The sequence below is a fragment of the Pseudomonas sp. WS 5079 genome (assembly GCF_012985465.1).
Lineage (GTDB): Bacteria > Pseudomonadota > Gammaproteobacteria > Pseudomonadales > Pseudomonadaceae > Aquipseudomonas.
This window is the reverse complement of sequence record NZ_JAAQWN010000017.1, coordinates 1-24,345: the sequence shown is the minus strand read 5'-3', so window position 1 is coordinate 24,345 and position 24,345 is coordinate 1. Positions and strand designations below refer to the sequence as shown.

Genomic DNA, 24,345 nt, shown 5'->3' with positions numbered 1-24,345 from the left:
CAAATGGCAATGCATACGGAACTTGCGATCTACAAGGCTTCAATGGGGCTGCTGCACATGGCCACAACGATGACCCGGAACATCCCCCGCGACCTGAAGCAGTCACTCGGCAAGCGAGTGATCGACGAATGCATCGAAGTGCTGATGCTGATTGCCCGCGCCAATGCCACCCAGGACAAGCGGCCACACCTCACCCTGCTGGTCGAGAAGGTGCAGGTAGTCGAGTTCCTGATGCGGCTCTTCAAAGACAACCGCTTTATCAGCATCCCGCAACACGCCCAGGCAATTGAGGTAACGGCCTCAATAGGCAAGCAAGCAAACGCCTGGAAACGCTCCACCACCACCGCGCCCGCTACCTGAAGGTTACGGCTTTCTGGTCTGTGCGAATTGAATCTGGTCGTGCCGCTGACCTTTGGGTCACCGCCATGCGCACAAGAGATACCGCCGGTCTAAAGCGTCCGGGCAGGTCTTGCGCAGTTTCCTTGCTGATCGGCTATGCCTTCGGCTCGGCGACGTAGATAGCACGATAGGTCGCAGCGCTCAGCCAACAACGCATTCAACATGAACTTCGATGATGGCAATCAGAACAACAACGACAAGAACAACGAGCTCCGTGTCCGCCCCGTCCGCAGATTCGACTTTGGGCCCCTACCCGTTTCAGGATTTGGTCCAGGCCTATTACGACTGCCGGCGCACCAAGCGCAGCAGCGACAGCGCGCTGGCTTTCGAGATCGACCTGGAGCGGAACCTGATCCAGCTGCACGACGACCTGATTGCCGGCACATACCGGCCAGGCCGATCTATCTGTTTCGTGGTCACCCGACCGAAAGCCCGGGAAGTCTGGGCAGCAGCCTTTCGGGACCGCGTCGTCCACCACCTGCTGTACAACCATGTGGCACCGCGCTTCTACGCCAGCTTCATAGCGGACAGTTGTGCATGCATCCCAGGGCGCGGCACACTGTACGCCGCCACACGGCTTGAGTCGAAGATCCGCAGCGCCTCGCAGAACTGGTCGAAACCGATCTTCTACCTCAAGTGCGACCTGGCAAACTTCTTCGTGGCCATCGACAAGGCAGTTCTGCGCAAGCAACTGGAGGCCAGAATCACCGACCCCTGGTGGCTGGCCCTGGCCACACAGATCCTCATGCACGACCCGCGTGAAGACTACGAGACCCGCAGCCCGGCCCACCTGTTCAATCGGGTGCCGCAGCACAAGCGCCTGGTTGCGCAGCCCGCTCACCTCGGCCTGCCGATCGGCAACCTGTCGTCGCAGTTCTTCGCGAACGTCTACCTCGACGCCCTGGACCAGTTCGCCAAGCACCAGCTGCGGGCCAAGCACTACATCCGGTACGTCGATGACTTCGTGTTCCTGCATGAGTCACCGCAGCAACTCAACCAGTGGCTGGTCGAGGTTGAAGCGTTCCTGCCCAGGCTCGGCGCTAAGCTGAACCCCACGAAGACGATCCTGCAGCCCGTGGATCGCGGCGTCGACTTCGTTGGTCACGTCATCAAGCCCTGGCGACGAACAACCCGCAAGCGATCCCTAGCCCAGGCACTGAAGCGCACCGCCGCAGCGCCCGCCGAGGATCTGCGCGAGACCGCCAACAGTTACTTCGGCCTGCTCAGCCAAGCCAGCCACAGCCAGAAGGATCGCGCCGCCCTGGCGAATGTCGTGCTAAAGCGCGGCAACACGGTCAACTCAGCACTGACCAAGACTTACCAGAAGGGTTGATTTTGGTCACTCATCGCCCAGCAATCAGCTTGGCTCCAAGTTCTCGGCCGGCGACCTGCGCCAGGCCGCGGTCAACATAGGTTCGGTCACCCGCAACAACCGGCACCACCACTTCACTACCGCGTTTCACCTCGACGTTGATACGCCAGGTCTCCCGGCCTTCCTCGTCCTTGACGCACTCCATGTAGTTCCAAACCTGAAAGCCTTCGATCTCATCGTAAATATCGTGCTTGGTCATGGTCCTGCCCATTTAGAGGAAGGCGCCATCGTAGCACCACACCGCCCGGGCATGGCCCGGCAAGGACTCCCCATGCCTACAGAAAACAAAACCATCGGCCAGCAGCGCCTGGACCGGATCATCGCTGCGAATGAATTCCTCAGGGTGATCGCCAACTGCGGCCGGTGCTTCTTTCGTAACCAGGGCGCTGGGCACGATGCATACCTCGCTCTCAATGGCCGCCGCAACATCGTCTGGCTGTTCGATGACTACACCGGGGCCCGCATCAACGTTACGAGAGAAGGCCCGTGGGATGGCTTCTCGCACGGCGGCACACTGAAGAGCCTGGCTGGGTCTATCGGTGCGTTCGTACTCACTGGCAAGACGATGCGATACGGGTATTTCCAACCCGTGATGGATAACGGTTTCGAGAATCCGTGGGGCTATGGCGACGACATATTGATTGTTCGCGATGAAGGCGTGCGCCTTGGCTTGATCCGCAAGCCGGAAGAGCAAAAGGAGGCAGCATGAAGCGCATCTACCTCAGCGGCCCCATGACCGGCCTGCCCGGCCTCAACTTCGCCGCCTTCCACGCCATAACCACTAGCCTGCGCGCCGGCGGCCACACCGTCACCAACCCCGCCGAGATCAACCCAGACGGCGGCACCTGGAACGACTGCATGCGCCGCGACATTGTCGCCCTGATGGACTGCGACACCGTGGCCACCCTGCCCGGCTGGGAGCATTCAAAGGGTGCCCGCCTGGAAGTCCTGATCGCCGAACGCCTCGGCATGACCGTGGTGAATGCCCATGATCTGGTTACATCTCACCCGATAAATATCTAGGCGGATAAATTCTTAATAAGAGCGCGCGCGCCCGTTTCTAACTCTTTATATTGAGACGTAATCTCTTTCCCACCTCTAGCTGTTTCCTTTACCAAGTTCAAGTAACGCCTAAGCCTCGGGCTCTCGTCCTCGAAAACAATATAAATCATCTTTTCAAACCATTCGGTAACAGAATCATCCAAATCAGAGGGGCGCGTAGCAAACCTAGAAATATCTTCATCACTGAGTATTTCACACATATTGCTCCATGCGTAATTCAAGCTTTTCGAGTGCTGCCACCACAGCTCCATTCCAAAATCCTTCATCACCTCGCTTGGATCATCTTCAAGCGCCTCACTGCTTAAGGAGTTCATCAATTGATCTCGAACAGATATCACAAAGCGCCTGATGAAATCAGAGTCACTAGTCATATCCCTTAGCTCTTTGATCATTCGATATTTTTCTGCATGCTTAAACTGCGTGCGCCATGAATTTAATGCATATACAGCAGTGAGTGCAGCCCCAATTGTAGCTAAGCTTGAAAGAGCTCCAAGGAATGCAATAAAGCTCACCTCACCCGACTTCGTAAAAATAAAACCAAATACAACTCCAGCACAAAACAATAAACAACAGTAGCAAAAAATTACATAGCTGTTCGTTCTGCTCATTTTATTTCCGCCATGTTACTTAAGACTGAGAGCTTAACCTACAAACCCCTCCCCCTTCAAAGTCAGCCGCTATAGCGGCAAGGACACCCCATGTACGCAACGAAACTCACCCTGCTCATAACGGCCATTGTGTTGTACGTGGCGGGGTCCACCTTCTGGTTTTTCTGGCAGGTGCCGGAGCTGCTCTCCACCGGTACCGACCAACACCTGATCGCAGCATTCGCCGGCACCGTTGCCTGGATGCTGCTCACCTTCGGTTTCATCATCCACATCATCAAGACAGCGCGGCCTACAGCGGGCGGCGGGAGGTAGACATGGACGACATTCAGTTTCTGTCGCATGAAGATGTCTGTGAGCTCACAGGCGCCAAGACAAAAGCCGGGCAGATACTTGTCCTGTCCCGAAATGGCATTCGCCACACCATCAAACGCAATGGCTGGCCATGCGTGCTCTCCGCATCACTACTAGTTGGAAAACATGACCGGCAGCCTGAGAAAGTCGAATGGCAGCCTCGGATGGGAATTCAATAAATGGCAAGACGACCCACTAACCCCGGCAGCATTCCCCGGTTGAGAAAGCGACTGCGCCCCGGGGGAAGGGTTTATTACTACTACGACGCAGGTGATAAGCCGCGCCGGGAGATCGCTCTAGGATCTGACTACGGTGCCGCAATTGTTGAGTATGCCCGGCTTGAAAAGAGCCGGGCCGCCAATGCAATCGTCGCCCAGGTGCTGACATTTGAGTACGTAGCGAACAAATACATGGATGAAGTGGTACCTACAAAGTCCATGGCCACCCAGAAAGACAACATTCGCGAGCTGAAGCAACTGCTGGTCTTCTTCAATGACCCACCCGGGCCGTTAGAGGCAATCGAGCCGAAGCATGTTGTTCAGTACCTCCGCTATCGGTCGAAAACGGCAAAGGTGCGAGCCAATCGGGAAAAGGCTCTACTCAGCGCAATATGGAACTTCGCGCGCCAGAGCGGCTATACGTCACTCGCAAACCCTTGTGCTGGCATCAAAGGGAACAAGGAGACCGGCCGGGACACCTACGTCGAAGACGAGATGCTCGCTGCGGTGTACCTGCATGCGGACCAGCCACTCAAGGATGCACTAGATCTGTTCTACCTCACCGCCCAGCGCATTGGTGACACGCTGAAGATGGACGAGCGCGACTTACTCGATGGTCAGCTGCTCATCAAACAGGGAAAGACCAGTGCGAAGCGCAGGATAGAGGTTGTTGGTGAGCTGAAGGTGGTCATTGACCGTATTCTTGAAAGGAAAAAGGGGCACAAGATTCGATCAACCAAGCTCGTTGTAATGGACAACGGCCAGGCGATGACGGCGAGCATGCTCAGGGGAAGATTTGACGCGGCCAGGTTGAAGGCCGGGATTGAAAAGTCTGCGTTTCAGATGCGCGACCTGCGCGCAAAAGCTGCAACGGACAAGGAGGAATCGACAGGCAGCATCCGTGATGCGCGAGACCAACTGGGGCATACAACTGTCGGAATGACAGAGCAATATATTCGGCGCCGTAAGGGCCTGAAAGTGCTTCCAACCAAGTGAAAATCCGTTCCGCAATTAATTTGGCACCCTTGAAAACAAAGGCCTTCAAGGCCTCGTTTTCAAAACAATTGCGGGCCGGATACGACGATAACTTATTGATTTATATACCTTTGAATGCGGACTTAAAATCCCCCGCTCGTAAGGGCGTCCCGGTTCGATTCCGGGTTCGGGCACCACAGATATCAAGGGCTTGCATGATGAACTTCATGCAGGCCCTTATCTTTTCTGCTCCGCAATTTTAGACTCTGCTCCGCAACTCCACTCCCCACGGCGTCCTGCCGCCCGAACACGAACTACCAAATTACCCACGATTCGTGGCGCTTGTCGTATCGCCGCGTTCGGCCAATTGCTGCCGATTGTATAAGAGCAGTACACCTCTAAATGTCCGACTCAGAGACAGCGCCATTGCGTGTAGCTCGGAATTGAGACGGAGCGAGTGCACTGACCGAGATGGCGCCGTTTAAGGGCGCCCTGTGAACGCCCAAGCCGGCAACGCTGATCGTGGTCAGGCTCCGAGCAGTGGGAAGACGCCTCGCGACGATGATCAGCAACCATGTTTAGATAAGTGCAGCCAGTACGAAGATGGCACGCTAGCCGGTTGTAGAGAACGGGCATAGTCGTGTTTCTCATCCAGGCTTTCAGCGATGAAATGGATGAGCTTTAAAGAAATGAATAAAATGAAGCTTGATTCGGCGCGAAAAATTGCAGACTTCGACCGCAGACTCTTGAATGGCAGTGCCACGCAGTCAGTTAATAGGAATGCGTGGTATTGCCTTGCTGGTCGAGCAGTTAACTTATTAGGTTTAACTGAATGCGAGTGGTCACCTATTTTTTAATCGTAGTGTGAAGCTTGCGCACATAATTTGTAATCAAATCAACGACCTCAAAGGCGGCCTCTTTACTGACGGGCTTTCCAGTGTCATGGGCAAAGTTATTTGCTAGCTCTGCTATTCGCCCAAGCTCTGCTCGAGCTTTTTCATCCTTCCCGCGCTTCACAACAGTAATCAAGTCCCCCAAGAGCATCCCTGAATAGCCTTTAGTAACCTCAAGCCCGGCATAGCAGCATTCCACCTTAAGTACGAACTCGAACACCCGGCGCGCCGTGACGACTCTCGCAGATATTTCGTCCCTGTCTCGCAAGTTCAGATCATGTAAAGCACTTGAAACTTTCTCCAGTCTAGCCAAACACTGCTCACAGTTGAACTTGTATAAAATAAACCTTGAATCATAAGAACTAATTCCGGTTTTCTTAGGGATTAAGGCAAGTGAATAGATCGGTGTACAGTGGAAATCGATAAATTCCAAGACCCCCGACTTCCGCCGCAGAACCCTTTTTTCAAAGAAGCTCCCATCTTCATAATGAAATTCATCAGCATCATTTGAATACAGAGCTCTAATTTCCTTTTCTGTCTTTGAATAGGAGTTAATCAAAAATATAGCGGCCTTAGGGCCTGCGATAGGTTTTATAGAATCGACATAAAGCGCCAGCGCATGTCTATCTCCAGGAAAGACAAACTCACGGACCTCCTTCTCTTCAGCCCGTTCTTCTTTATCGCGGTAATCATGCCAAGTGAGATCCAGCAGCCCATCATCCGAAAGCTCGTACTTCTCAATGACATCCCAATTAGCAGTGTCAAGAAAGTCGACAATAACCAACCCTTTAGTTAGTTTAAGCAATTCATCGAAAAACGCTCGTATATCTGCCTTGTCAAAAATCCCTTCCGGCGGCATTTTATCGGCAATTGACTTAAATATTGCTGCGCTGTCATTGAGGTAGTGCACCGTATCTGATCCCTAAGTGGTAAATGAACAGTCGAGCGATAGTAGCACGGAGCTATCAACGCGAATGGCCTGCGCACCTCACTATTTATCAAGTACGGTACACCAAAAATCGTACATGGAGCCTGAATTGTTCGTAGGTGTGTACCTCCGAGCATCGACAACTGATCATGACGCAAACTGAGCGCTCGAATCCTTCGAGTCGGACACGGGGGTGGTTGTCTCGGCTTATATCGAGGTCGAAGGTTGTCTTGTGGTCGATTGCTGCCCCTGTCGAGAGGCAGCTAACGGCCATTAGTCGCCGTTCGTCACTGTCAGCTATCAGCCATTAGCTGTCGCTCGCAAAAGTGTCTACTGGCTCTACAATGCCTGGGGTGAACGTCAATGCAAAATCTCAAGCGATGATAGTTGGCTTCATCAGTTCGACACTTAGTTTCGTCGGGCAGACGATATTCGTGATAGTGCAATACAGCAGCTTTCAGATCAGTCATTTCATAGAATCCAGTAAACAAAGTGCATTTCAAACCAGCCCGCGACTGCCGGCATAAGCAACTACCACCTCGTTCAAAGCGTCGCTAAGGGTACAGTTGTCACCATTGCTCAGCGCTACTTCGAGACTATCCATGTACCCCAACAGTTGAATTTGAACCTGTTGTGCGAATTCAGGACTGACTTCCTGATCCTCATAAAACAATACATATGCACGGCAAAACTCACCGATCACGAAACACATCGCTGCCTGCTCGGGCACGGTGCGAATAATTTGCTCGCATTGGACGCGAACGCGTTTGAAAGCATCGGTCCCCGGCAAAGCGTTGCGAAACTCTTGGACCACAGATGAAAAACTCATGAAGGGCTCCTTGTAAAAAGCGCTGATGGGATACAGTTAACGATCGAACGAAAGACGCTGGCCATGAAGGCCCGACAGTACTTCTGTGCCGTCCCAGACCCGTTGCCCATTAACGAAAGTGCTAACGATGCTCGATGAAAAGGTATTGCCCTCAAACGGACTCCAGCCGCATTTGGACAAGACTTCGGCGCGCTGGACGCAGTGCTGCCGTCGGGGATCAACCAGTACTAAGTCGGCGGCATAACCTTCACGCAAGAAGCCACGACCGCTCACCCCGAACAACCTGGCGGGGGCATGACTGACCGCTTCGACCACTCGCTCCAACGTCAACTCATCAGCGAACACCCGTTCCAGCGCAACTTGCAGGGCGAACTGCACCAACGGCACACCTGATGGTGCTTTTTGGTAAGGGGCATTTTTCTCTTCGAGCAAATGAGGTGCATGGTCGGTTGCCAACACGTCAATGCGCCCTTCGGCCAGCGCCCGTACGATCGCCAATCGATCGTGCTCGGTCTTGACCGCCGGGTTGCACTTGAGCTTCATCCCAAGGTGCTGGTAATCGCGGTCGTTGAAGTGCACGAAATGCACGCAGGTTTCCGCAGTAATGCGCTTATTCGCCAACGGTCCGGGCTCGAACAGTTCCAGTTCCTCGGCGGTGGAGATGTGCAACACATGCAGTCGTGCATTGTGTTTACGCGCCAGGTCGATGGCCAACCGGGTCGATTTGATGCACGCCTCGCGGGAGCGAATCAGCGGGTGTAAGTGCGCGGGTATGCTTTCGCCATAACTGCGCAGAGCCTTTTTCAGATTGTCCTCGATCATCGGTGAGTCTTCACAGTGGGTGATGATCGTTACCGGCGAATCTCGAAAGATGCCGTTCAATACCGCTGGATCATCCACCAGCATGTTGCCGGTGGATGCCCCCATGAACACCTTGACCCCAGGTGTACTTTTGGGGTCGATAGCGCGAATCGCCTCCAGGTTGTCGTTGCTCGCCCCCATGTAAAAGGCGTAGTTAACCACCGATGATTTCGCCGCGATTGCGTACTTGGCTTCCAGGGAGTCGCGATCCAGTGCCGGTGGCCGGGTGTTGGGCATCTCCATGAAGCTGGTGATGCCGCCTGCCGCGCAAGCGCGAGACTCGCTGGCGATGTCAGCCTTTTGGGTCAGTCCCGGTTCGCGGAAGTGCACCTGGTCGTCGATCATCCCCGGCAGCAACCACAGCCCGGCGGCATCGATCACCTGATCCCCAGCACACGGTTCGATGGACGGTGCGATCTGTGCGATCAGGCCGTCTTCGATGCGCAGGTCACTGCAAAAGCGCTGGCCTTCGTTAACCAGTGTGGCATGACGGATCAGCCAGGATTGAGGTGGGCGTGTCATAGCGTCAGCTCCTGTGTGGTGTGGTAAAGCACCTCGGTGGCCTCGATGAAGTCATCGAGTTCCATCGCCTCGTAAGGATTGTGCGAACCATGCTGATTACGGATGAAGAGCATGGCGCTGGGGATTCCGGCGTTGGCGAAAACCGCAGCGTCATGCCCTGCACCACTCGGTGTCAGGACGCCTTCCCAGCCATGCTCGCGGGTCATGCGCACAAAGGCGTTGACCCAGGGTTCATGCATGGCTGCCGGTCGCGTATCGATGCGTTTATCGAATTCGAAACGTACCTGGCGGAGTTCCTCGATCTGCCGGATTTCGGACTGGATCAAGGCATGGAAGGCTTCCAGCGTAGGTTGATGCAGGCTGCGGATTTCCAAACTGAAGTTAACTTCGCCAGGAATGCGCGAGACTGCGTGATGAGCAGCATTTGTGCCGAGGGTGCCAACCGTGACCACCAGGTCGCGGCCGTCTTCCAACCACTCGCCCCACAAACGATCGATGCGCGTGACTAGTTCGCTGACGGCAAACACCGAGTCATGTCGGTCTTCTCGGGATACCGCGCCGGAGTGGCCGTCCTCGCCAAGGCAGCGCACCAGGTTGTGCCGTAGATTGCCGCGGATACCGGGCACGATGCCAATGGCCTGGCCCATTTTCTCCAGGGACTCGGCCTGCTCGATGTGCACTTCCAGATAGCCGGCGAACTGCTGGCGATCAATCAACCATTGCTCGCTGCGGATCGAATCGAGGTCAGCGCCTACCGCCTGCATGGCCTCGCCCAAGGTTTTTTTACTGAATCGGTTGACCAGCGCGAGATCGGTGGATGTGAGCCCACCCATCAACGCTCGTGAACCCATGTAGGATTTGCCAAACCACGCGCTCTCTTCACCACGCAGGCCCAGCACGCGAATCGGGCGTTGGGTTCGAACTGCTTGCTGATCAAGTCGGCACAGACACAACAGTCCCGCGACGACACCCGCCAGACCATCGTAATTACCGCCCTGGGGCACTGAGTCCAGATGGGAGCCAATCCAGATGGCTGGCTGCCCGTCATCATCGGCTCGTTGAAAAATTACGTTGCCGGCACGATCGCTGTGAACCTGCAAACCGTTGTCGCGGGCAAACTGCGACAGGTAGGCAATCGCTGCGTTTTCGCCAGCGCCGTAGCTCTCACGAGTGATGCCGATTTCCGGGGCGCTGGACAGCTCACCGATTTCGTTGAACATGCGCTGGGCTTGTTGTTTCCAAAGAGTACTCATGGCAAGGCTCCAAAGGCAGCAGCCGGCGAATCGTCAAGGATGCCGATCAGCGAGCTCAAGCGGGTAATACTCTTGCGCCGGCAAAACACTTCAAGTTCGTTGACCATCAGATTCATGGTCTTGGGATGAATGAAGGTCGCGGTGCCGACCTGTACGGCACTGGCACCGGCATAGATAAACTCCAGCGCGTCATCGGCGGTGCTTATGCCGCCGCAGCCGATCACTGGAATTCGCAAGGCCTGGGCGCACTGATAGGTCAATCTCACCATCAAGGGCTTGATCATTGCGCCGGAGATCCCGCCCATGAAATTGCCCAGCCGTGCCCTACCTTTTTCGATGTCGATCGACAGTCCGAGCAAGGTATTGCCGACCACCACCGCGTCCGCACCTTCGTCCTGGGCGGACAACGCAATGTCAACGATGTCGCCGGCGTTGGGTGTCAGCTTGACCCATAGCGGCAGTGAGGTGCTGGCGCGCATCAATTTGACCACTTGTCGCGTAGTGTCGGCGTGCATGCCGAACGACGCACCATGGGCTTCGAGGTTGGGGCAGGAGATGTTCGCTTCGATACCAGCCACGCCAGGCTCGTCACTCAATCGTGCCGCCAGTTCGGCAAAACCTTGGGCGGTCGGCGCCGAGATACTGACAATCAGCGGCGAATCGAAGTCGCGATAGAACGGCACCACTTTTTCGATAAACAGGTCGGCGCCTTTGCTCGGGATGCCGATGGCATTCATCATGCCATCGGCCAGTTCGCAAACCCTAGGCATTGGGTTGCCTGTGCGTTTCTCGCTGGTGACGGTCTTGGTCACCAAGGCGCCAAGGCTGTTGAAATCCAGCAGATGAGCGAGTTCTTCGGCGAAGGTGCCTGACGCGGGCATCACCGGGTTCTTCAGGCGCAAGCCGCTGATGTTTACGCTTAAATCGATCATTCCAACACCTCCGCCAGGTCGAACACTGGGCCTTCCAAACACACACGTTTACCGACTTTCAAACCATCGACTTCAAATACGTCCACGCAGCACTGGCACATGCCAAGACCGCAAACCATTTGCTGCTCGAGAGCGACTTGACCTGCGAGATCCAACTCGCTCGACAAGCGTTTGAGCAAGCGAGTCAGACGTTTCGAGCCGCAAGTGAACAGGGCGTTGCTGCCTTGGTCGGCAATCACCTTACGTAACAGGGTTTCAATGTTTTCCATCGAACTGCTGCCGTCCTCATCCAATACGCTGATAACTTCCGCACCCAAGGAGGCGAAGCGTTCGCGCGACAGCAGGCTTTTTTCGCTACGGGCGCTTAGCACCGCGGTCAGCTTGATCCCCAAGGCATGGGCCGCTTCAGCCAACGGTGCCAGTGTCGCCAAGCCTACGCCCCGGGCAACAATGGTCATGTGCTGCCAGTTCGGGTCAAGGTCGAAGCCTTTGCCCAATGGGCCGAGAATTTCCAGGGTTTGCCGTTCGACAAGGGTTTCCAGGCCGAAGGTGCCTTTGCCGGTGACCTTGTACAGAAACTCGACTTGGCCAGTGACCGGGTCGGCTTTGTAAGTGCTCATTGGCCGGCGGAAGAAAGGTTTGTTTTCGCCTTCGCTAGGGCACAGCAAGTTGAAGAATTGCCCTGGATGCGAATGGCACGCCGCGCCATCGGCTTGCAGGACCAGACGTTTGTATTCGTCGTTGACCCATTCGTTGGACAGCACCACCGCCACCGTATCGTTCGGCGGTGTGATGGCGACGGCCTGACAGCAGCTGGTAATCCCGGTCATTTTGAAAGCCCTCTGTGTTCTTGTTTTAGCGTTTTGTCTAATTTTTGATATATCAAAACCAAAATAGAAGCAACGCCGCCCGTAAAGCGGGCAGCGTCGCGGCTTCAAGCTTCGTTTCTAAGCTAAATTTACGCCTTTAAAAATCACTCGTCTAATTTTTGATACGATTTTTGCAATATTTTAGAACTCCTGTCGGCCCGTCTTATGTACCTACTTTTGCTGCGCAGTGATTGGGTTCGCCAGCCCTGCTTCACCGCTGTCACCCTGACTGCGTGGCAACAGCAACAGAGTGGCGGCCATCGCCAACAGGTAGATAGAGGCAAGTAGCATGATTGCTGCCGAAAACGAATAAGCTAAAGCAATCGCTCCCACTACCAGCGGCCCGAATCCACCGACCCCGCGCCCGACGTTGAACAATACGTTTTGCGCGGTAGCCCGGACTTGAGCTGGATAGAGATCCGAGATCAAAGCACCATAGCCACCGATCATGCCGTTGACGAAGATGCCCATCACCACGCCGGCAAACAGCATGCTGATTGGGTCAGTCAGGTTGGCATAAACCAACACCATACCCGCCGCGCTAGCCTGATAGAGCAAAAATATCCGCCAGCGCCCGAAGCGGTCAGCCAGTTGGCCGAATAACCAGATGCCGAAGGCCATCCCCACCACCGTAGCAGCGGTCCAAGTACCGGATGCTGTCAGCGAGAATCCGAACTGGCGCGAAAGGTAACTGGGCATCCAGATCATGATCCCGTAGTAACCGAAATTCTGCACTGAGGTTAGTACCATCACGCCGATGCTGGCTTTGGTGGTTGGCACATCCTTGAATAGTTGTCCAAAGCGCTGGGTAAAGGAGATTGGGTTTACTGTGGCTTTGACGAACTCTTCCGGCTCGCACATCGTGTGGCGAATCACGAAGGACAGCAGCGCCGGTATAAGTCCGACCAGGAACATCCCGCGCCAGCCGATATGCGGTAGTAGCAATGGCGTCAACAGCGCCGCAGCCAAAACACCTGCCTGCCAGCCCATACCGACATAGGACGATGCGCGGTTACGCTTGTTGGCCGGCCAAGTTTCGGCGATCAACGCCATGCCGATGCCGAACTCGCCGCCCAGGCCAAACCCGGCGAGTGTGCGGTAGATCAGCAAATCCCAATACCCTTGGGCCAGCGAGCACAGACCGGTGAAAATCGAGAACACCAGAATGCACACGCTGAGCATTTTGACTCGGCCGTAACGGTCACTGAGTTGGCCGAATATTAGGCCGCCGGCCACGGCGCCGAGCAAGGTCCAGGTCACCAGCGAACCGGCCTCGGAGGTGGTCAGCCCCAGGCCAAGGGTGATGGCCGGTAACATGAAGCCTAGGATCAGCAAATCAAACCCGTCCATGGCATAACCGGTGACACTGGCAATCAACGCCTTGCGCGGTGACGCATCCGCCTTGGCGGGGCTTGAATCGTTGTGAGTCTTCACAGTCATTACCTCTTATTGTTATTTCTTGTTGATGCAGATGAACCGTGATTCGGATCATCCACCTGACTCATCCCTGGAAGGAAGCAGCGCCGTCCTTCATTCCGCCGGAGCGAAGCGCTGAGTCTACGAACAAATGAGACACATTGTCTAATTTTTGATACTGGCTAGGCGAAAAATTAAGACCTCCGGTCTAAAGGTGCCATTCCAAGTTGATCGATAACGCATCGACATCCGTACCCGGGCCACTCTCGTTGCCAAATTTGTTGCGCCAGTACTCGTAGCCCGGACCGATCCACAGCACATTTTTCTCGCCCCACCCCAACTGCCCGACATCCAGCATCAATGAAGTGCGCATCAACTGCTCGGCGGCCGTTGGGCGGTTCTGATAGTCGTCGCCTTTTTCACTGCTATAGGTGTAAAAGCCCTGGAACTTGAGGGGTAGTGGGCCTGCCATGAACGGCACACCCCAGGTGAGATTGAATTGGAGGAACGGGTCGAACAACAAGTCGGTGTGATTGCCGGGTTTGCCGCACACATTCAAGCCGCAGTGGTTCCATTCCCGAGCATAAAGCACGCTGGCATCGAGAAAACCGGCGGGCAAGGCGAACTTGAGCGTTGGGCCAAACACCAGCAGGCGCTTTTCGGAAGCAAACTCGTTGTTCTTGGTGTTTAGATCGAAACCAGTGGTCAGGGCCACGTCCTTGACCGGGCCGAACGCCAGCGACTTGTCAAACACCTTGCCGTATTGCAACTGGTTACGATATGTCAGGTAAAACTCGGTGGCACCGGTGCCACCGCCTTTGGCAGGGTCAGTGCTGTCGGACTTGAATACATCAAGGTTGATGAAGTTCTGTCCCCGCCGATAGCTACTGACATGCGTCACTTGCAGAATGTTCTTTGCCACGTCTTTGCTTTTGCCGGGATCGGTGTAGTGCTCACTGTAGCGGTAGCCGATCAACGTGTCGCTGAAGCCAGGCGCCGCCAGCACGCTAGGCCCCAGTAAGGCGAGTGACAACAACAGCAACGAAGGAGTAGCGGTTGAATAACTCATGGAAGTGCTCCGTATTTTTATTGATTTGGAGGCGTAAAAGGTCGCGCATTCAGAGTTACCTGTTGACGGCCTCACATCTTTTTTCAGGTGCAGCAAGGTCAGGGATTATGGTGAATGAGATTCTCCGGGAGCTTTTTCGAGCGTAACGAACCCCGCCGCGCTTCAAGAAGAGCCACCGAATTCATGGTTTTCAATCTGGGTGAAAACGTTTTGCCACCGAAAATCATCCCGGATGATAGGTTCGACAAGGGAACTTAGGGTGGGATATTCATGGACATGGGCGCACCTTTTTTGTATTTTTTAGACGAGCGATTACTTTTCGTCTAAATATTGATACTTTGAAGTCGTGACAACGTCAACAGATTCCTTATTTGGGTCGCGTGAACGGCTCGTATTGTCAGTTCAGGAGTGATTGGAGCAGCGCTTTTCACTTACTGGGCATCAGCATTTTGGAGTAGCAGTGAGCCAAATCGACTACCAAGCCATCGGTGAGCGTCTTCGGGCATACCGCATCGGTCGCCAATTGAACGCCGATCAGGTAGCCGAGAAACTCGGTATTTCCCGTGCGGCGGTCTATCGCCTGGAGTTAGGGAAAATCGTCAAACTCGAAACCCTGGATCGACTGGCTCAGTTACTAAAGGTGTCCTTGACCAGCCTGCTGGGGTCCGACACCGAATACTTCGACAATGCGCTGGGTTACTTCGAACGTATGCGCCAACTGGAAGCGCGTTCGGTGCGCATTCAGTCATATTTCGACCCGTTTTCCTACCTTCTGACCTCACCCGCTTACACTGAACTGTTCAAGACCATGCTCGACGAAGCCAGACCGGAGAATTTCGACATCTCTCAGGCAGCCATGCAGGCGCAAATTCTTGAGATTCTCAACGAACGTAAGGCGACCTTTTCAAAACAGAAATTTGAAGTGCAGTCGATCATCAGTCTGCGCCAGATTGAGCGTTACTTGCACATCGGTCTCGTCGGTCGGCTCGATCTGCCACCCAGCGTAAGGATGGAGCGCTCACTGCTGGCGCGACGCGAAGTCGAGCACCTGATTGACAAGATCGGTAGCGAAGGCTCGCGATTCAATATTTACCTGATCGACGAAACCCTGCCCAGTGCAACCTTCCAGATTTTCGAGCAAGCGCACACCAGCTATGTCGCTGTCAGCCCCTATCGCCTCGGCGAACTGCCCAATATTCACACCGGCATCGCCAGCGTAACCTCGTCTCCCGAGGCCGTTGAAATGTACAAGTCAATGACCTACCGTTTGCTTGAGCGCGCACATTCGGGTGAAGCTGCAAAGCGTGAGCTGAGCAAACTGTTGGCTAAACTATAGCCAGGAACGGGCCTTACACCGTTATCCAGTGTCAAATTCAATGATGTAAGCCAGTTCAAACGTTTGCTGCTTGGAATTTGGCCCTACGGTCATGCGACTCCAAGCGAGGAAGCGTTCAACTTGAAGTCATCAAACACATACGTTTTATGCGGACTGGCCCGCACATTCAACATGGTTACAACGCCTTCCACCTAGGCCGCCACCTCTAACTCAAGTGCGTAAATCGAGCCGGCATATTGCGCTCTCTGCACGTCTGCAAAACGGCAGTTGAACTCGTCCTTTAAATGTCCGCTATTGGCTGAGGCTGTGTAAAACCGTTTTTGAACGCGAGACGTACTAAGAGGCAGACTGGAAATCTTGCATCTGCGCAAAACAAACAACTGCTGACGTACCAAAAAATTTCAGATTTAACGTAAACGCGCGTACCTCATTTTTGACTAAACTTTTTTACACACTCTGGGTCGGGAGGGGACGTTCCTTTGAGCAGGTTGCTAATCCCCAACTGCTACGCTGTTCACTCCAACGAGGAACACCGATGCAGAACTCAGATCTGCTCCCTTCCCTGTTGTCCAAAATTAACGAAAACCAACTCGCCCTTGAGGCAGCCATCATGGAGCTTACGAACTGGGTTGAGCAGCAAGGTGGCACAGAAATAGCCGACAACGTTCGCGACGCGTTGGATTCATGTTCGACCAGTTGCTGGGAACAGATTGTTACAGCAAGCTCAATCCGCTCGCCCCACCTGAAGGAACTGAAATCACATGAAGGATCAACCCAGCCCTATCCCCCTGGTTATCCTTGACGTTCAAGACGCCATTGACCGCCCGAATTGGGACGGAAAAAATAATCCTGGGTACATGGCGGTAATCCAACGCCTTCTTGATCTATGGCGATCAAACGACTGGCCAGTTCTGCACGTGAAGCACGATGAACAAACTCCTACATCTAGTTATTACGTCCATGGCCCGTGGAATGGCATCAAGGAAGTCGTTGCCCCGATAAAGGGAGAAGTCGTCATCATCAAACACGAAAACTGCGCCTTCATTGGCACCGAGTTGGACGCCACTCTCAAAGGGATGAAAGCAAAGCAGTTGGTGCTAACGGGGGTCGTCATTCATAACAGCATGGATGCCACGGTCCGTGCGGGCAAAGCACTCGGATACAGCATCATTCTTCCCTCAAACGCCACAACTGCTGTGCCCGTCGTCGGGGCGAATGGAAAGACCTGGGACGCCAAAACTGTTTACGACCTAACCTTGGCAATACTTGGTGATGAATATGCCGATGTTATGTCATCGGACGAAGTGATCGCACAGTTCACGTAAGGCTAAGAGGCTTCCTTAACCACTCAGCCTCAGTATGAGGCACCCATTGATGCGATAACAGTCGATAGCGCCAGATGCAAAAAGCCCGGCGCTAGTTGGGCGGTTGGCTGCCACAGCGCAACTCGAAAGCTACTGATATCTCGAATGCTCGCACGCTGCCTTCAATCGTTGCATCGCATCCGGCGCCATAGGCGCGGTCATCATTGACCTGTAGGTCATGCACTCTTGAGTTTCGTGGGGCTTTGGAATATCAACGTAACTCGAAGCGCACCCCGCCAGCAACACCACCGCTACCGCCGCTATAAAAATCCGCATGTCGTTCCCTCTATGGTTTGGCGGGACTGTAGCACTTCTAGGACTACGTAAAAGCTCAGCCCCTAGTCGTGTTTTACCAATCACATGGATGTCCAGTAAGCTGCTCATTCAAACTGAACAAAGACGACTCGCGTGTAGCTACGGGTATTCATCACGCCCAGCAAAAACAGCGTCCTTTCTGCTGAGCCGTACGGGGTGTTGCCCGGCAGTCGATCCTCGATATGCGCAGAGAGCAGCATTTTCTCCATAAGCTGGAAGTTTGAAATTTCTATACCTCAAGTCACGCAGATTCCACTACCAAGTCTGTTAATGGAACCGCACAGCAGGTCAAGACATGATTGCTCAGTTGTTCTTCTGCAGATAACGCTGATGCACTTTGTTGGTCAACGAATCCAGAAACGACTCTAACTTTACATTGCCTACAAAACCCTGCCCGACATCCATAAGGTAATTGCACACCCGCTTGCTCAGCTTGAAGCAATAAAGGCTGCTGATTATCGCCTAAGAAGGCGACTCCATTGACCATCAGGTTAACGGACCTAAACTCAGCTTGAGGAACAATAGCAATATTGAACGTTTCTTGATGATAATGTGACTTAGGCACACCGAGTATCAATAATTCACGCTTAGCATATTTCATGAATTCATCAGGACCACAGGCAAATACCTGCCGCTCGTTTACCTTAGGAATCCCCTTGAGCAACTGAGTATCTAGGCGTCGCTTTGGCCCGCCCCATAACTCATCAGGCCGGGTTAATGCGATAATAATTTTTAGATTGGGGTTAACGCTCTGAAGATAATCAATCTCTGATTTAAAAGCTATGTCCTCCCGAGTACGGCATTGATAGTAGAGATAAATATCAATATGCCTTTTATTATCATAGAGGTAACGCAGCATAGAAATCATTGGTGTGATACCGCTGCCCGCAGCAAGCAATAAAAGCTTATCAGCAGTAATATCGAGATAGAATTCACCGGCAGGTGATTCGATAGCTAACTTGTGCCCCACCTGCAAGTGGTCATGTAACCAGTTCGAGACACGCCCATCGGGTGCTCGTTTTACCGATATTGCATATAGTCCCGCGCGTGAAGGTGTTGACGATAGCGTATAGCGACGCGTGAAATACTGACCGTCTATTTTAAGTGTTATAGGAAGATGTTGCCCTGGAAGGTATGAGGGGAGTAAATTGCCGTTTCCAGATTCAAACCAGAAAGTACAAATATCGTGAGAGACGTTCTCCCGCTTAACACAAATCAGACTTAGGCTTTTAGTGGTACTGGCGTTAAATACCTCCCGGGGCTTCTCTTCTAAAACCTCAATAAAATCTCCTACTCTAATCACTCCTTCGTTGAGGGCAACAAGATTATGCCCGAATTTAATATTTCCTTGTTCATCGCTTATGAATTCAGACAGTGTTTTTAACGGCTCTTTTTTTGCATCGAAGGTTGTGCTTTTCGGATCAATCGTTGTGAGAATACATCGCGTGCAGGGTTTAACTCCCTCAAAGATAACGGCACCAATACGAATTCGCTTCCAGCTATCTTCATCGAAAGCATTCGTTCCACTGACCACTAGATTAGGTCTAAAATGGGTCATTGAGACATTCTCAATGCTGCGCTCATTCAGCGCGGCCAAAGAGGCCTCACTGATGATAAGCAAAGGGTAACCGTCAGCGAAACTGATGTTAAATGGAATAGCCTCACGCGTTCTATTTGATTGTTCACCGGTATAAAGCAGTTGCACCGGGGCACTCAAAATAGCCGAAAACCATTGATTCGCCTCATCGGTAGTAGTAAAGGCAATAAAGTTATCCTTGAACACATTGGTGCCAGCCTCAAGCATCATAAAGTCTGAATACTTTAATACGAGACGTTTACATTGCGCACAGGTTAAATATAACCCCTCCGCAAATAGCGTAGCGGTTATATTAAGTAACTGCGGGAACTCACGGGCCGTTATCATCTCGCCATCTTCACGCGCCACCATAAAGCGGCGATCGAACGCAATCCCCTGCTTCTCAACCCACACTTGTGATTGGCTAATTCCACCAGTCGATTTAACAGGATAAAATGTTATCTCAGTTAAATAAGGTTTATTCGTCAAGATCACCTGATCCTCCGGATATTTTTAGGCCGATTTGAAATCTTCAGATCGAAGAGTAGTTTTCCAAGCTATATCCGCAGGATATGATTTCTTTCCTGAGCGCTAGGGAGGTCAAAACATCAACTTCTTTAATCCGGGGGTAGCAATATGAACTCTTTAGAATGACTTCATCTAAAAATGCGGGGTGACACATTATCTCAAGACTCATATCACCTCTCTTATCGGCATTCTCTAGTATTTGCAGGATAAGCGCCTCTGAAACGGCCTCTCCATAAAAACTGGAATCGAAATAATTGGTGGAGCGGGAAGTACTTACTTGAATATTAAATTTTTTAGCTTCAGTGCGATCTATCCGCAAAGGCAATGATTTGCTGCTTGCGAAGCTCTCAACCACGGGATAAATTTCTGGCAGCATATGCACAAAATGATGGCTGTCCAAATGTGTAGGGACCTTCCCAAAAACCTCTATGAACTTCTCAAATTGCGCATTTAATTCAACTGCTATCTCTGCGGGTTTCAGCATTCCCTTTTCTGCATATTCCCACAACCATTTACCTAGATCCCCGGCTTCATTAACCAGACTTTTCATAGCCGTTAACGGACGTCCATAGGTCAAAACAACGTGAAGCCCGACGCCTAAACCTGGGTTTTTCTGACTCAGTTCAGCTGCGTGTAACGCATAAGGAGAGGTAACCATGGCGGTTGTCGAAGTGACGATGCCGTTATTATAGGACTCAACTATCCCGTAGTTCTGGCCTTTGCTCATGCCAAAGTCATCGGCATTAACAATTAAGATTTTTTTCATTTTGCTCCTCTCGTCATTTTCAATACTCCTCTGAATAGCGGGCTAAAGCAGAGAAGCGGAGCCTAGGGAGGCCTTGACTTATCAGGGGTCAACAACTGATTTTTTGTATAAATCAACGTCTCCCTAAGGGAGATCTGAAGTAGTCCGCGTTTTTGATGCCGTCGTTGATTGAGGTCAAAAAAACGCTGCAACGCCATCCAATCTCAAAACACGCATTTATAGGCCCGACGGAAATTTCGGCGGTTTGGGCATACCACCCCTTTAAGCGCCCGCCCCGGTCTGCTGAGCACCGACCAAGCACTCAAGCGCCTCACCCAAGCCTGTGGCCTTGTCACCAATCAACAGGTGCCAAACGCCGCTTTCCAGTTGGCTGACACCTTGGCAACCCAGCGCAGTGAGATCAGCTTCGGACAACCCCGATTCATCCCCCAACTCCACCCGCAACCGCGTCATCGCCACCGCTTCCAACTGCCGCACATTCCCCCTGCCACCCAAAGCACTCAGCCATTTCTCGGCCTCCTGCACAGTCACCGCCACCTGCTTATCCAAGGGCACGACCGACACAGGTGCTCTGGCAACAAACGAAGGCATGGCCAACCGAATTTCATCAGCAATGCAATCCGCCATCGGCCCGACCACCACCTGCAAACTCCCGCCGCTCCCTGGCCGCACAACAGCTATCGCGCCGAGTGCCTTCAGCTCCGCGTCCACCGCCTTGTTGCGGTCGACCATGTCCAGGCGCAGACGGGTGGTGCAGGCGCCGACGCTGAGCAGGTTGGCGGCGCCGCCCAGGGCGCGGATATAGGCACTGGCCCGCTGGTTATCACTCATCGCTTCGGCCTGTACCACCTGGATATCTTCACGCCCCGGCGTCTTCAGGTTGAACCGACGAATGCAGTAGTTGAACACGCTGTAGTAGATCACCGCGTAAGCCAACCCCACAGGAAACACCAACCAGCCATTGGTGGACTTGCCCCAACCCAGCACCATGTCGATAACCCCTGCGGCGAAGGTAAAGCCCAGGTGGATATCCAGCATATTGGTGACAGCCATCGACAGGCCCGTCAGCACCGCATGGACCAGATACAGGAATGGCGCGAGGAACATGAACGCGAATTCAACCGGCTCAGTCACTCCGGTCAAGAACGAGGTCAGCGCCATCGACAGGAAAATCCCGCCCATGACTTTGCGGCGTTCAGGCAGGGCGTTGCGGTACATCGCCAAGCAGGCAGCGGGCAGGCCGAACAGCATCACCGGGAACATGCCGGTCATGAACTGGCCGCCTTTGGGGTCGCCCGCGAAGTAGCGGGCGAGGTCGCCAGTGACCACGGCGCCGGTCACCGGATCGGTAAAGGTGCCGAACACAAACCACGCCATATTGTTGAGGATGTGGTGCAGGCCAGTGACGATCAGCAGGCGGTTGACCACCCCAAACACAAACGCGCCGAGGCTGCCGCTTTCCATCAGCAGCACGCCGAAGCTGTCAATACCGTGCTGGATCGGCGCCCAGATCAAACCAAAGATCACCCCCAGTCCAACCGCACTGAACCCCGTGATAATCGGCACAAAACGCCGCCCGCCAAAGAACGCCAGGTACTCCGGCAACTTGATGTCCTTGAAGCGGTTATACAGTCCGCCTGCCATCAAGCCACTGGCGATACCCGCAAGCATGCCCATGTTGATGGAGGTGTCCATCCCCTTGAGGGTGGAGACCATCACCAGGTAACCAATCGCACCGGCCAAACCCGCCGTGCCGTTGTTGTCACGGGCGAACCCCACGGCGATGCCGATGGCGAAGATCAGCGCGAGGTTGGCGAAAATTGCCTGCCCGGCGTCGTGCATCACCGCGATGTTCAGCAGGTCGGTGTCGCCCAGGCGTAGCAGCAGGCCGGCGATCGGCAGGATCGCGATCGGCAGCATGAGTGCCCGGCCCAGGCGTTGCAGGCCTTCGATGAAATGTTGATACATGGCATGTCTCCTTTTGTTGTTGTTATCAGCTCAGCGGCCAGTGGTGTTGACAGGCTTGGCGGACGGCTTTGGCACTGCTCAGGTCGAGCAGGCCTTGGCTCAGTTGCCGGCATTGCGCCGCGTCCAGGTGGCGGACGCGGTCCTTGATTTCACCGATCTGCGGCGAGCTCACCGACAGCTCGCTGACGCCCAGACCGACCAGCACCGGGGTGGCCAGCGGGTCGGAGGCGAGGGCTCCGCACACGCCGACCCAACGCCCGTGCTTGGCCGCACCGGCACAGGTCTGGGCGATCAGCCGCAGCAGCGCCGGGTGCAACGCATCGACCCGCGCGGCGAGGCCGGCGTGGTCGCGGTCCATGGCCAGGGTGTACTGGGACAGGTCATTGGTGCCAATGGACAGGAAGTCCGCGTGCTTGGCCAGTTGCTCGGCCATCAACGCAGCGGCGGGCACTTCGATCATCACTCCTAGTTCGGGGCGCTGGGTCAGTTCCAGCTCTTTGCACAGCTCATCGAAGCGCTGGCGGATGTGCAGCAACTCGTCGACTTCGCTGACCATCGGCAGCAGGATGCGGCAACGCGCCAGCGGGCTTACTTGCAGCAGGGCACGCAGTTGCTGGTCGAGCACCTCAGGGCGGACCTGAGCCAGGCGAATACCGCGCAAGCCCAACACCGGGTTGGTTTCGACCGGCAGCGGCAGATAATCAAGCTGCTTATCGCCGCCCACATCGATGGTGCGGATGATCACGGACTTGTCGCCCATGGCATCCAGCACAGCTTGGTAGGCCTGGCGCTGTTCCTGCTCATCCGGCGCGGTGCGGCGGTCGACGAAGAGAAATTCGGTGCGCAGCAGGCCGACGCCATCGGCGCCGCTCTCAAAAGCAACCTGGGCTTCGGCGCTGGAGGCAACGTTGGCGGCCACTTCGATGGTCGTGCCATCAATGGTGTTCGCCGGCTGTTGGGCCTGGGCCTGTTGCTGTTGGCGACGCAGCTTCTGTGCGTCGCGAATCTGGTGCACTTCGGCGCGGCGTGCTTCGGTGGGTTCCAGTTCCAGGCGCCCGTTGACGGCGTCGAGCACCACCCGTTGGCCTTGGGAAACATCGAGTACTTCGGCGCCCAGCGCTACCACACACGGCAAGCCTTTGCCACGAGCCAGAATCGCCACATGGGAAGTCGCACCGCCTTCGGCCATGCAGAGGCCGGCAGCCTTCTGGGCACTCAATTGCAGCAGGTCAGACGGCGTCAACTCGTGGGCGCTGACGATCGCGCCGGCAGGCAATCCGAATTGCCAGGCTTCACCGAGCAAAGCTCGCAATACGCGTTGTTGCAGATCCCGTAGATCGTTTGAACGCTCGGCGAACAGTGGTTTACCCAAGGCCAGCAACACCCCGCATTGCGCCTGGATCGCATCGCGCCAGGCGTGGGTAGCGGCGCTGCCGTTTTCGATGGCGCCGGTAGCCGCCTCCAGCAGTGTTGGGTCCTCCAGCAAGGCGAGATGCGCCGCGAAGATCTCCTCTTCCTCGACGTTCTTACGCTGGCGGGCATGCTTCAGTGTCGTGCGGATTTCGCTGCGCACTTGATCCAACGCTGCGTTCAGGCGTTGCAGTTGTTCGTCGGCAGAATGGTTGCCGGTGTCGGCCGGCAGTTCGATACCAGTCAGGCGAAACAGCGGCCCGTAGACCAGTCCCGGCGCAGCACACACACCTTGCAGCACACCGGCTTCACTGTTTGCCCGGCGTGGAACGACGATGGCCGGGACGTGGTGTTCTTCTTTAATGACGACGGATAAGGCCGCGACCAATGCCTGTAACGCCGCGTCGCAATCCTTGCCCAGGCAGGTGACCTGTACCTCGTCCTGCTCACCAATGCCCAGCCCCATCAGGCCGATCAGGCTGGCGCACGACGCCGACTTGCCGGCGAAATGCAGCTGCGACTGGC

Annotated in this window: 24 protein-coding genes; 10 read left to right on the top strand and 14 right to left on the bottom strand. The window is 54.4% G+C overall.

From position 1 onward, the window contains the following. The first annotated feature begins 3 nt into the window (after positions 1-3). Entirely contained in the window at positions 4-360 is a 357-nt protein-coding gene (locus HBO05_RS27985) for a four helix bundle protein (RefSeq protein ID WP_172314878.1), read from the top strand. Positions 361-571: 211 nt separating this feature from the next. Further along, complete coding sequence (locus HBO05_RS27980; protein WP_234451212.1) at positions 572-1,732, top strand: RNA-directed DNA polymerase; 1,161 nt, start codon at positions 572-574, stop codon at positions 1,730-1,732. Between the two features lie 10 nt (positions 1,733-1,742). Here HBO05_RS27980 and HBO05_RS27975 read toward each other — a convergent pair whose 3' ends face one another. After that, positions 1,743-1,970, bottom strand: coding sequence for a hypothetical protein (locus HBO05_RS27975; protein ID WP_169872528.1), 228 nt, complete (start codon positions 1,968-1,970; stop codon positions 1,743-1,745). Between the two features lie 72 nt (positions 1,971-2,042). Here HBO05_RS27975 and HBO05_RS27970 point away from each other — a divergent pair, with 72 nt between their 5' ends. Both HBO05_RS27970 and HBO05_RS27965 read left to right on the top strand, forming a co-directional pair. After that, positions 2,043-2,480, top strand: a complete 438-nt coding sequence (locus HBO05_RS27970) for a hypothetical protein (protein WP_169872529.1) — start codon at positions 2,043-2,045, stop codon at positions 2,478-2,480. Next, complete coding sequence (locus HBO05_RS27965; RefSeq protein WP_172314876.1) at positions 2,477-2,794, top strand: DUF4406 domain-containing protein; 318 nt, start codon at positions 2,477-2,479, stop codon at positions 2,792-2,794. Before HBO05_RS27970 ends, HBO05_RS27965 begins: the two co-directional genes overlap by 4 nt. Here HBO05_RS27965 and HBO05_RS27960 read toward each other — a convergent pair. Next, a complete protein-coding gene (locus HBO05_RS27960; RefSeq protein WP_172314874.1) occupies positions 2,791-3,441 on the bottom strand; it encodes a hypothetical protein in 651 nt (216 codons plus the stop codon). The two genes, HBO05_RS27965 and HBO05_RS27960, sit on opposite strands and share 4 nt — an antisense overlap. Positions 3,442-3,531: 90 nt before the next feature. Between HBO05_RS27960 and HBO05_RS27955 the strand changes: the two genes are divergently transcribed. Genes HBO05_RS27955 through HBO05_RS27945 form a run of 3 tightly spaced genes read left to right on the top strand, consistent with a single transcriptional unit; the run spans position 3,532 to position 5,006 of the window. Then, positions 3,532-3,753 (top strand): hypothetical protein, encoded by a 222-nt coding sequence (locus HBO05_RS27955; RefSeq protein WP_172314872.1) that lies wholly within the window; start codon positions 3,532-3,534, stop codon positions 3,751-3,753. A gap of 2 nt (positions 3,754-3,755) precedes the next feature. Continuing rightward, complete coding sequence (locus HBO05_RS27950) at positions 3,756-3,971, top strand: DUF4224 domain-containing protein (RefSeq protein WP_128593488.1); 216 nt, start codon at positions 3,756-3,758, stop codon at positions 3,969-3,971. Beyond that, positions 3,972-5,006, top strand: coding sequence for a tyrosine-type recombinase/integrase (locus tag HBO05_RS27945; RefSeq protein ID WP_128593487.1), 1,035 nt, complete (start codon positions 3,972-3,974; stop codon positions 5,004-5,006). Positions 5,007-5,831: 825 nt separating this feature from the next. On the opposite strand, the gene HBO05_RS27940 is transcribed toward HBO05_RS27945, so the two are convergent. From HBO05_RS27940 to HBO05_RS27905, 8 genes are all read right to left on the bottom strand, one after another. Next, a complete protein-coding gene (locus HBO05_RS27940) occupies positions 5,832-6,788 on the bottom strand; it encodes a hypothetical protein (protein ID WP_172314870.1) in 957 nt (318 codons plus the stop codon). 517 nt (positions 6,789-7,305) lie between these two features. After that, positions 7,306-7,635 (bottom strand): hypothetical protein, encoded by a 330-nt coding sequence (locus HBO05_RS27935; protein ID WP_172314868.1) that lies wholly within the window; start codon positions 7,633-7,635, stop codon positions 7,306-7,308. 36 nt (positions 7,636-7,671) lie between these two features. After that, positions 7,672-9,018 (bottom strand): dihydroorotase, encoded by a 1,347-nt coding sequence (locus tag HBO05_RS27930; protein WP_172314866.1) that lies wholly within the window; start codon positions 9,016-9,018, stop codon positions 7,672-7,674. Further along, complete coding sequence (locus tag HBO05_RS27925; protein WP_172314864.1) at positions 9,015-10,271, bottom strand: allantoate amidohydrolase; 1,257 nt, start codon at positions 10,269-10,271, stop codon at positions 9,015-9,017. Before HBO05_RS27925 ends, HBO05_RS27930 begins: the two co-directional genes overlap by 4 nt. Further along, entirely contained in the window at positions 10,268-11,203 is a 936-nt protein-coding gene (locus tag HBO05_RS27920) for a dihydroorotate dehydrogenase (protein WP_172314862.1), read from the bottom strand. Before HBO05_RS27920 ends, HBO05_RS27925 begins: the two co-directional genes overlap by 4 nt. Beyond that, positions 11,200-12,141, bottom strand: coding sequence for a dihydroorotate dehydrogenase electron transfer subunit (locus HBO05_RS27915; RefSeq protein WP_262381470.1), 942 nt, complete (start codon positions 12,139-12,141; stop codon positions 11,200-11,202). The genes HBO05_RS27920 and HBO05_RS27915 overlap by 4 nt, the downstream gene beginning before the upstream one ends. A 102-nt stretch (positions 12,142-12,243) precedes the next feature. Then, entirely contained in the window at positions 12,244-13,506 is a 1,263-nt protein-coding gene (locus tag HBO05_RS27910) for an MFS transporter (RefSeq protein WP_346343168.1), read from the bottom strand. Positions 13,507-13,696: 190 nt separating this feature from the next. After that, positions 13,697-14,557, bottom strand: coding sequence for a hypothetical protein (locus HBO05_RS27905; RefSeq protein WP_172314858.1), 861 nt, complete (start codon positions 14,555-14,557; stop codon positions 13,697-13,699). A 460-nt stretch (positions 14,558-15,017) separates the two neighbouring features. Here HBO05_RS27905 and HBO05_RS27900 point away from each other — a divergent pair, with 460 nt between their 5' ends. The 3 genes from HBO05_RS27900 (at position 15,018) to HBO05_RS27890 (ending at position 17,218) form a co-directional block, all read left to right on the top strand. Beyond that, positions 15,018-15,893 (top strand): helix-turn-helix transcriptional regulator, encoded by an 876-nt coding sequence (locus HBO05_RS27900; protein ID WP_172314856.1) that lies wholly within the window; start codon positions 15,018-15,020, stop codon positions 15,891-15,893. A gap of 535 nt (positions 15,894-16,428) precedes the next feature. Then, positions 16,429-16,695 carry a hypothetical protein gene (locus HBO05_RS27895; protein WP_172314844.1) on the top strand — a complete coding sequence of 89 codons (267 nt, stop codon included), beginning with the start codon at positions 16,429-16,431 and terminating at the stop codon, positions 16,693-16,695. Further along, positions 16,655-17,218, top strand: coding sequence for an isochorismatase family protein (locus HBO05_RS27890; RefSeq protein WP_172314854.1), 564 nt, complete (start codon positions 16,655-16,657; stop codon positions 17,216-17,218). The genes HBO05_RS27895 and HBO05_RS27890 overlap by 41 nt, the downstream gene beginning before the upstream one ends. 595 nt (positions 17,219-17,813) lie before the next feature. On the opposite strand, the gene HBO05_RS27885 is transcribed toward HBO05_RS27890, so the two are convergent. The 4 genes from HBO05_RS27885 to ptsP form a co-directional block, all read right to left on the bottom strand. Then, positions 17,814-19,637 (bottom strand): hybrid-cluster NAD(P)-dependent oxidoreductase, encoded by a 1,824-nt coding sequence (locus HBO05_RS27885; RefSeq protein WP_178123994.1) that lies wholly within the window; start codon positions 19,635-19,637, stop codon positions 17,814-17,816. A 43-nt stretch (positions 19,638-19,680) separates the two neighbouring features. After that, entirely contained in the window at positions 19,681-20,442 is a 762-nt protein-coding gene (gene chbG / locus HBO05_RS27880) for a chitin disaccharide deacetylase (RefSeq protein WP_169957346.1), read from the bottom strand. Positions 20,443-20,703: 261 nt separating this feature from the next. Beyond that, entirely contained in the window at positions 20,704-22,410 is a 1,707-nt protein-coding gene (gene nagE / locus HBO05_RS27875) for an N-acetylglucosamine-specific PTS transporter subunit IIBC (RefSeq protein ID WP_172314850.1), read from the bottom strand. A gap of 25 nt (positions 22,411-22,435) precedes the next feature. Next, positions 22,436-24,345, bottom strand: a 1,910-nt coding sequence (gene ptsP / locus HBO05_RS27870) for a phosphoenolpyruvate--protein phosphotransferase (protein WP_172314848.1), incomplete at its 5' end; no start/stop codon positions are given.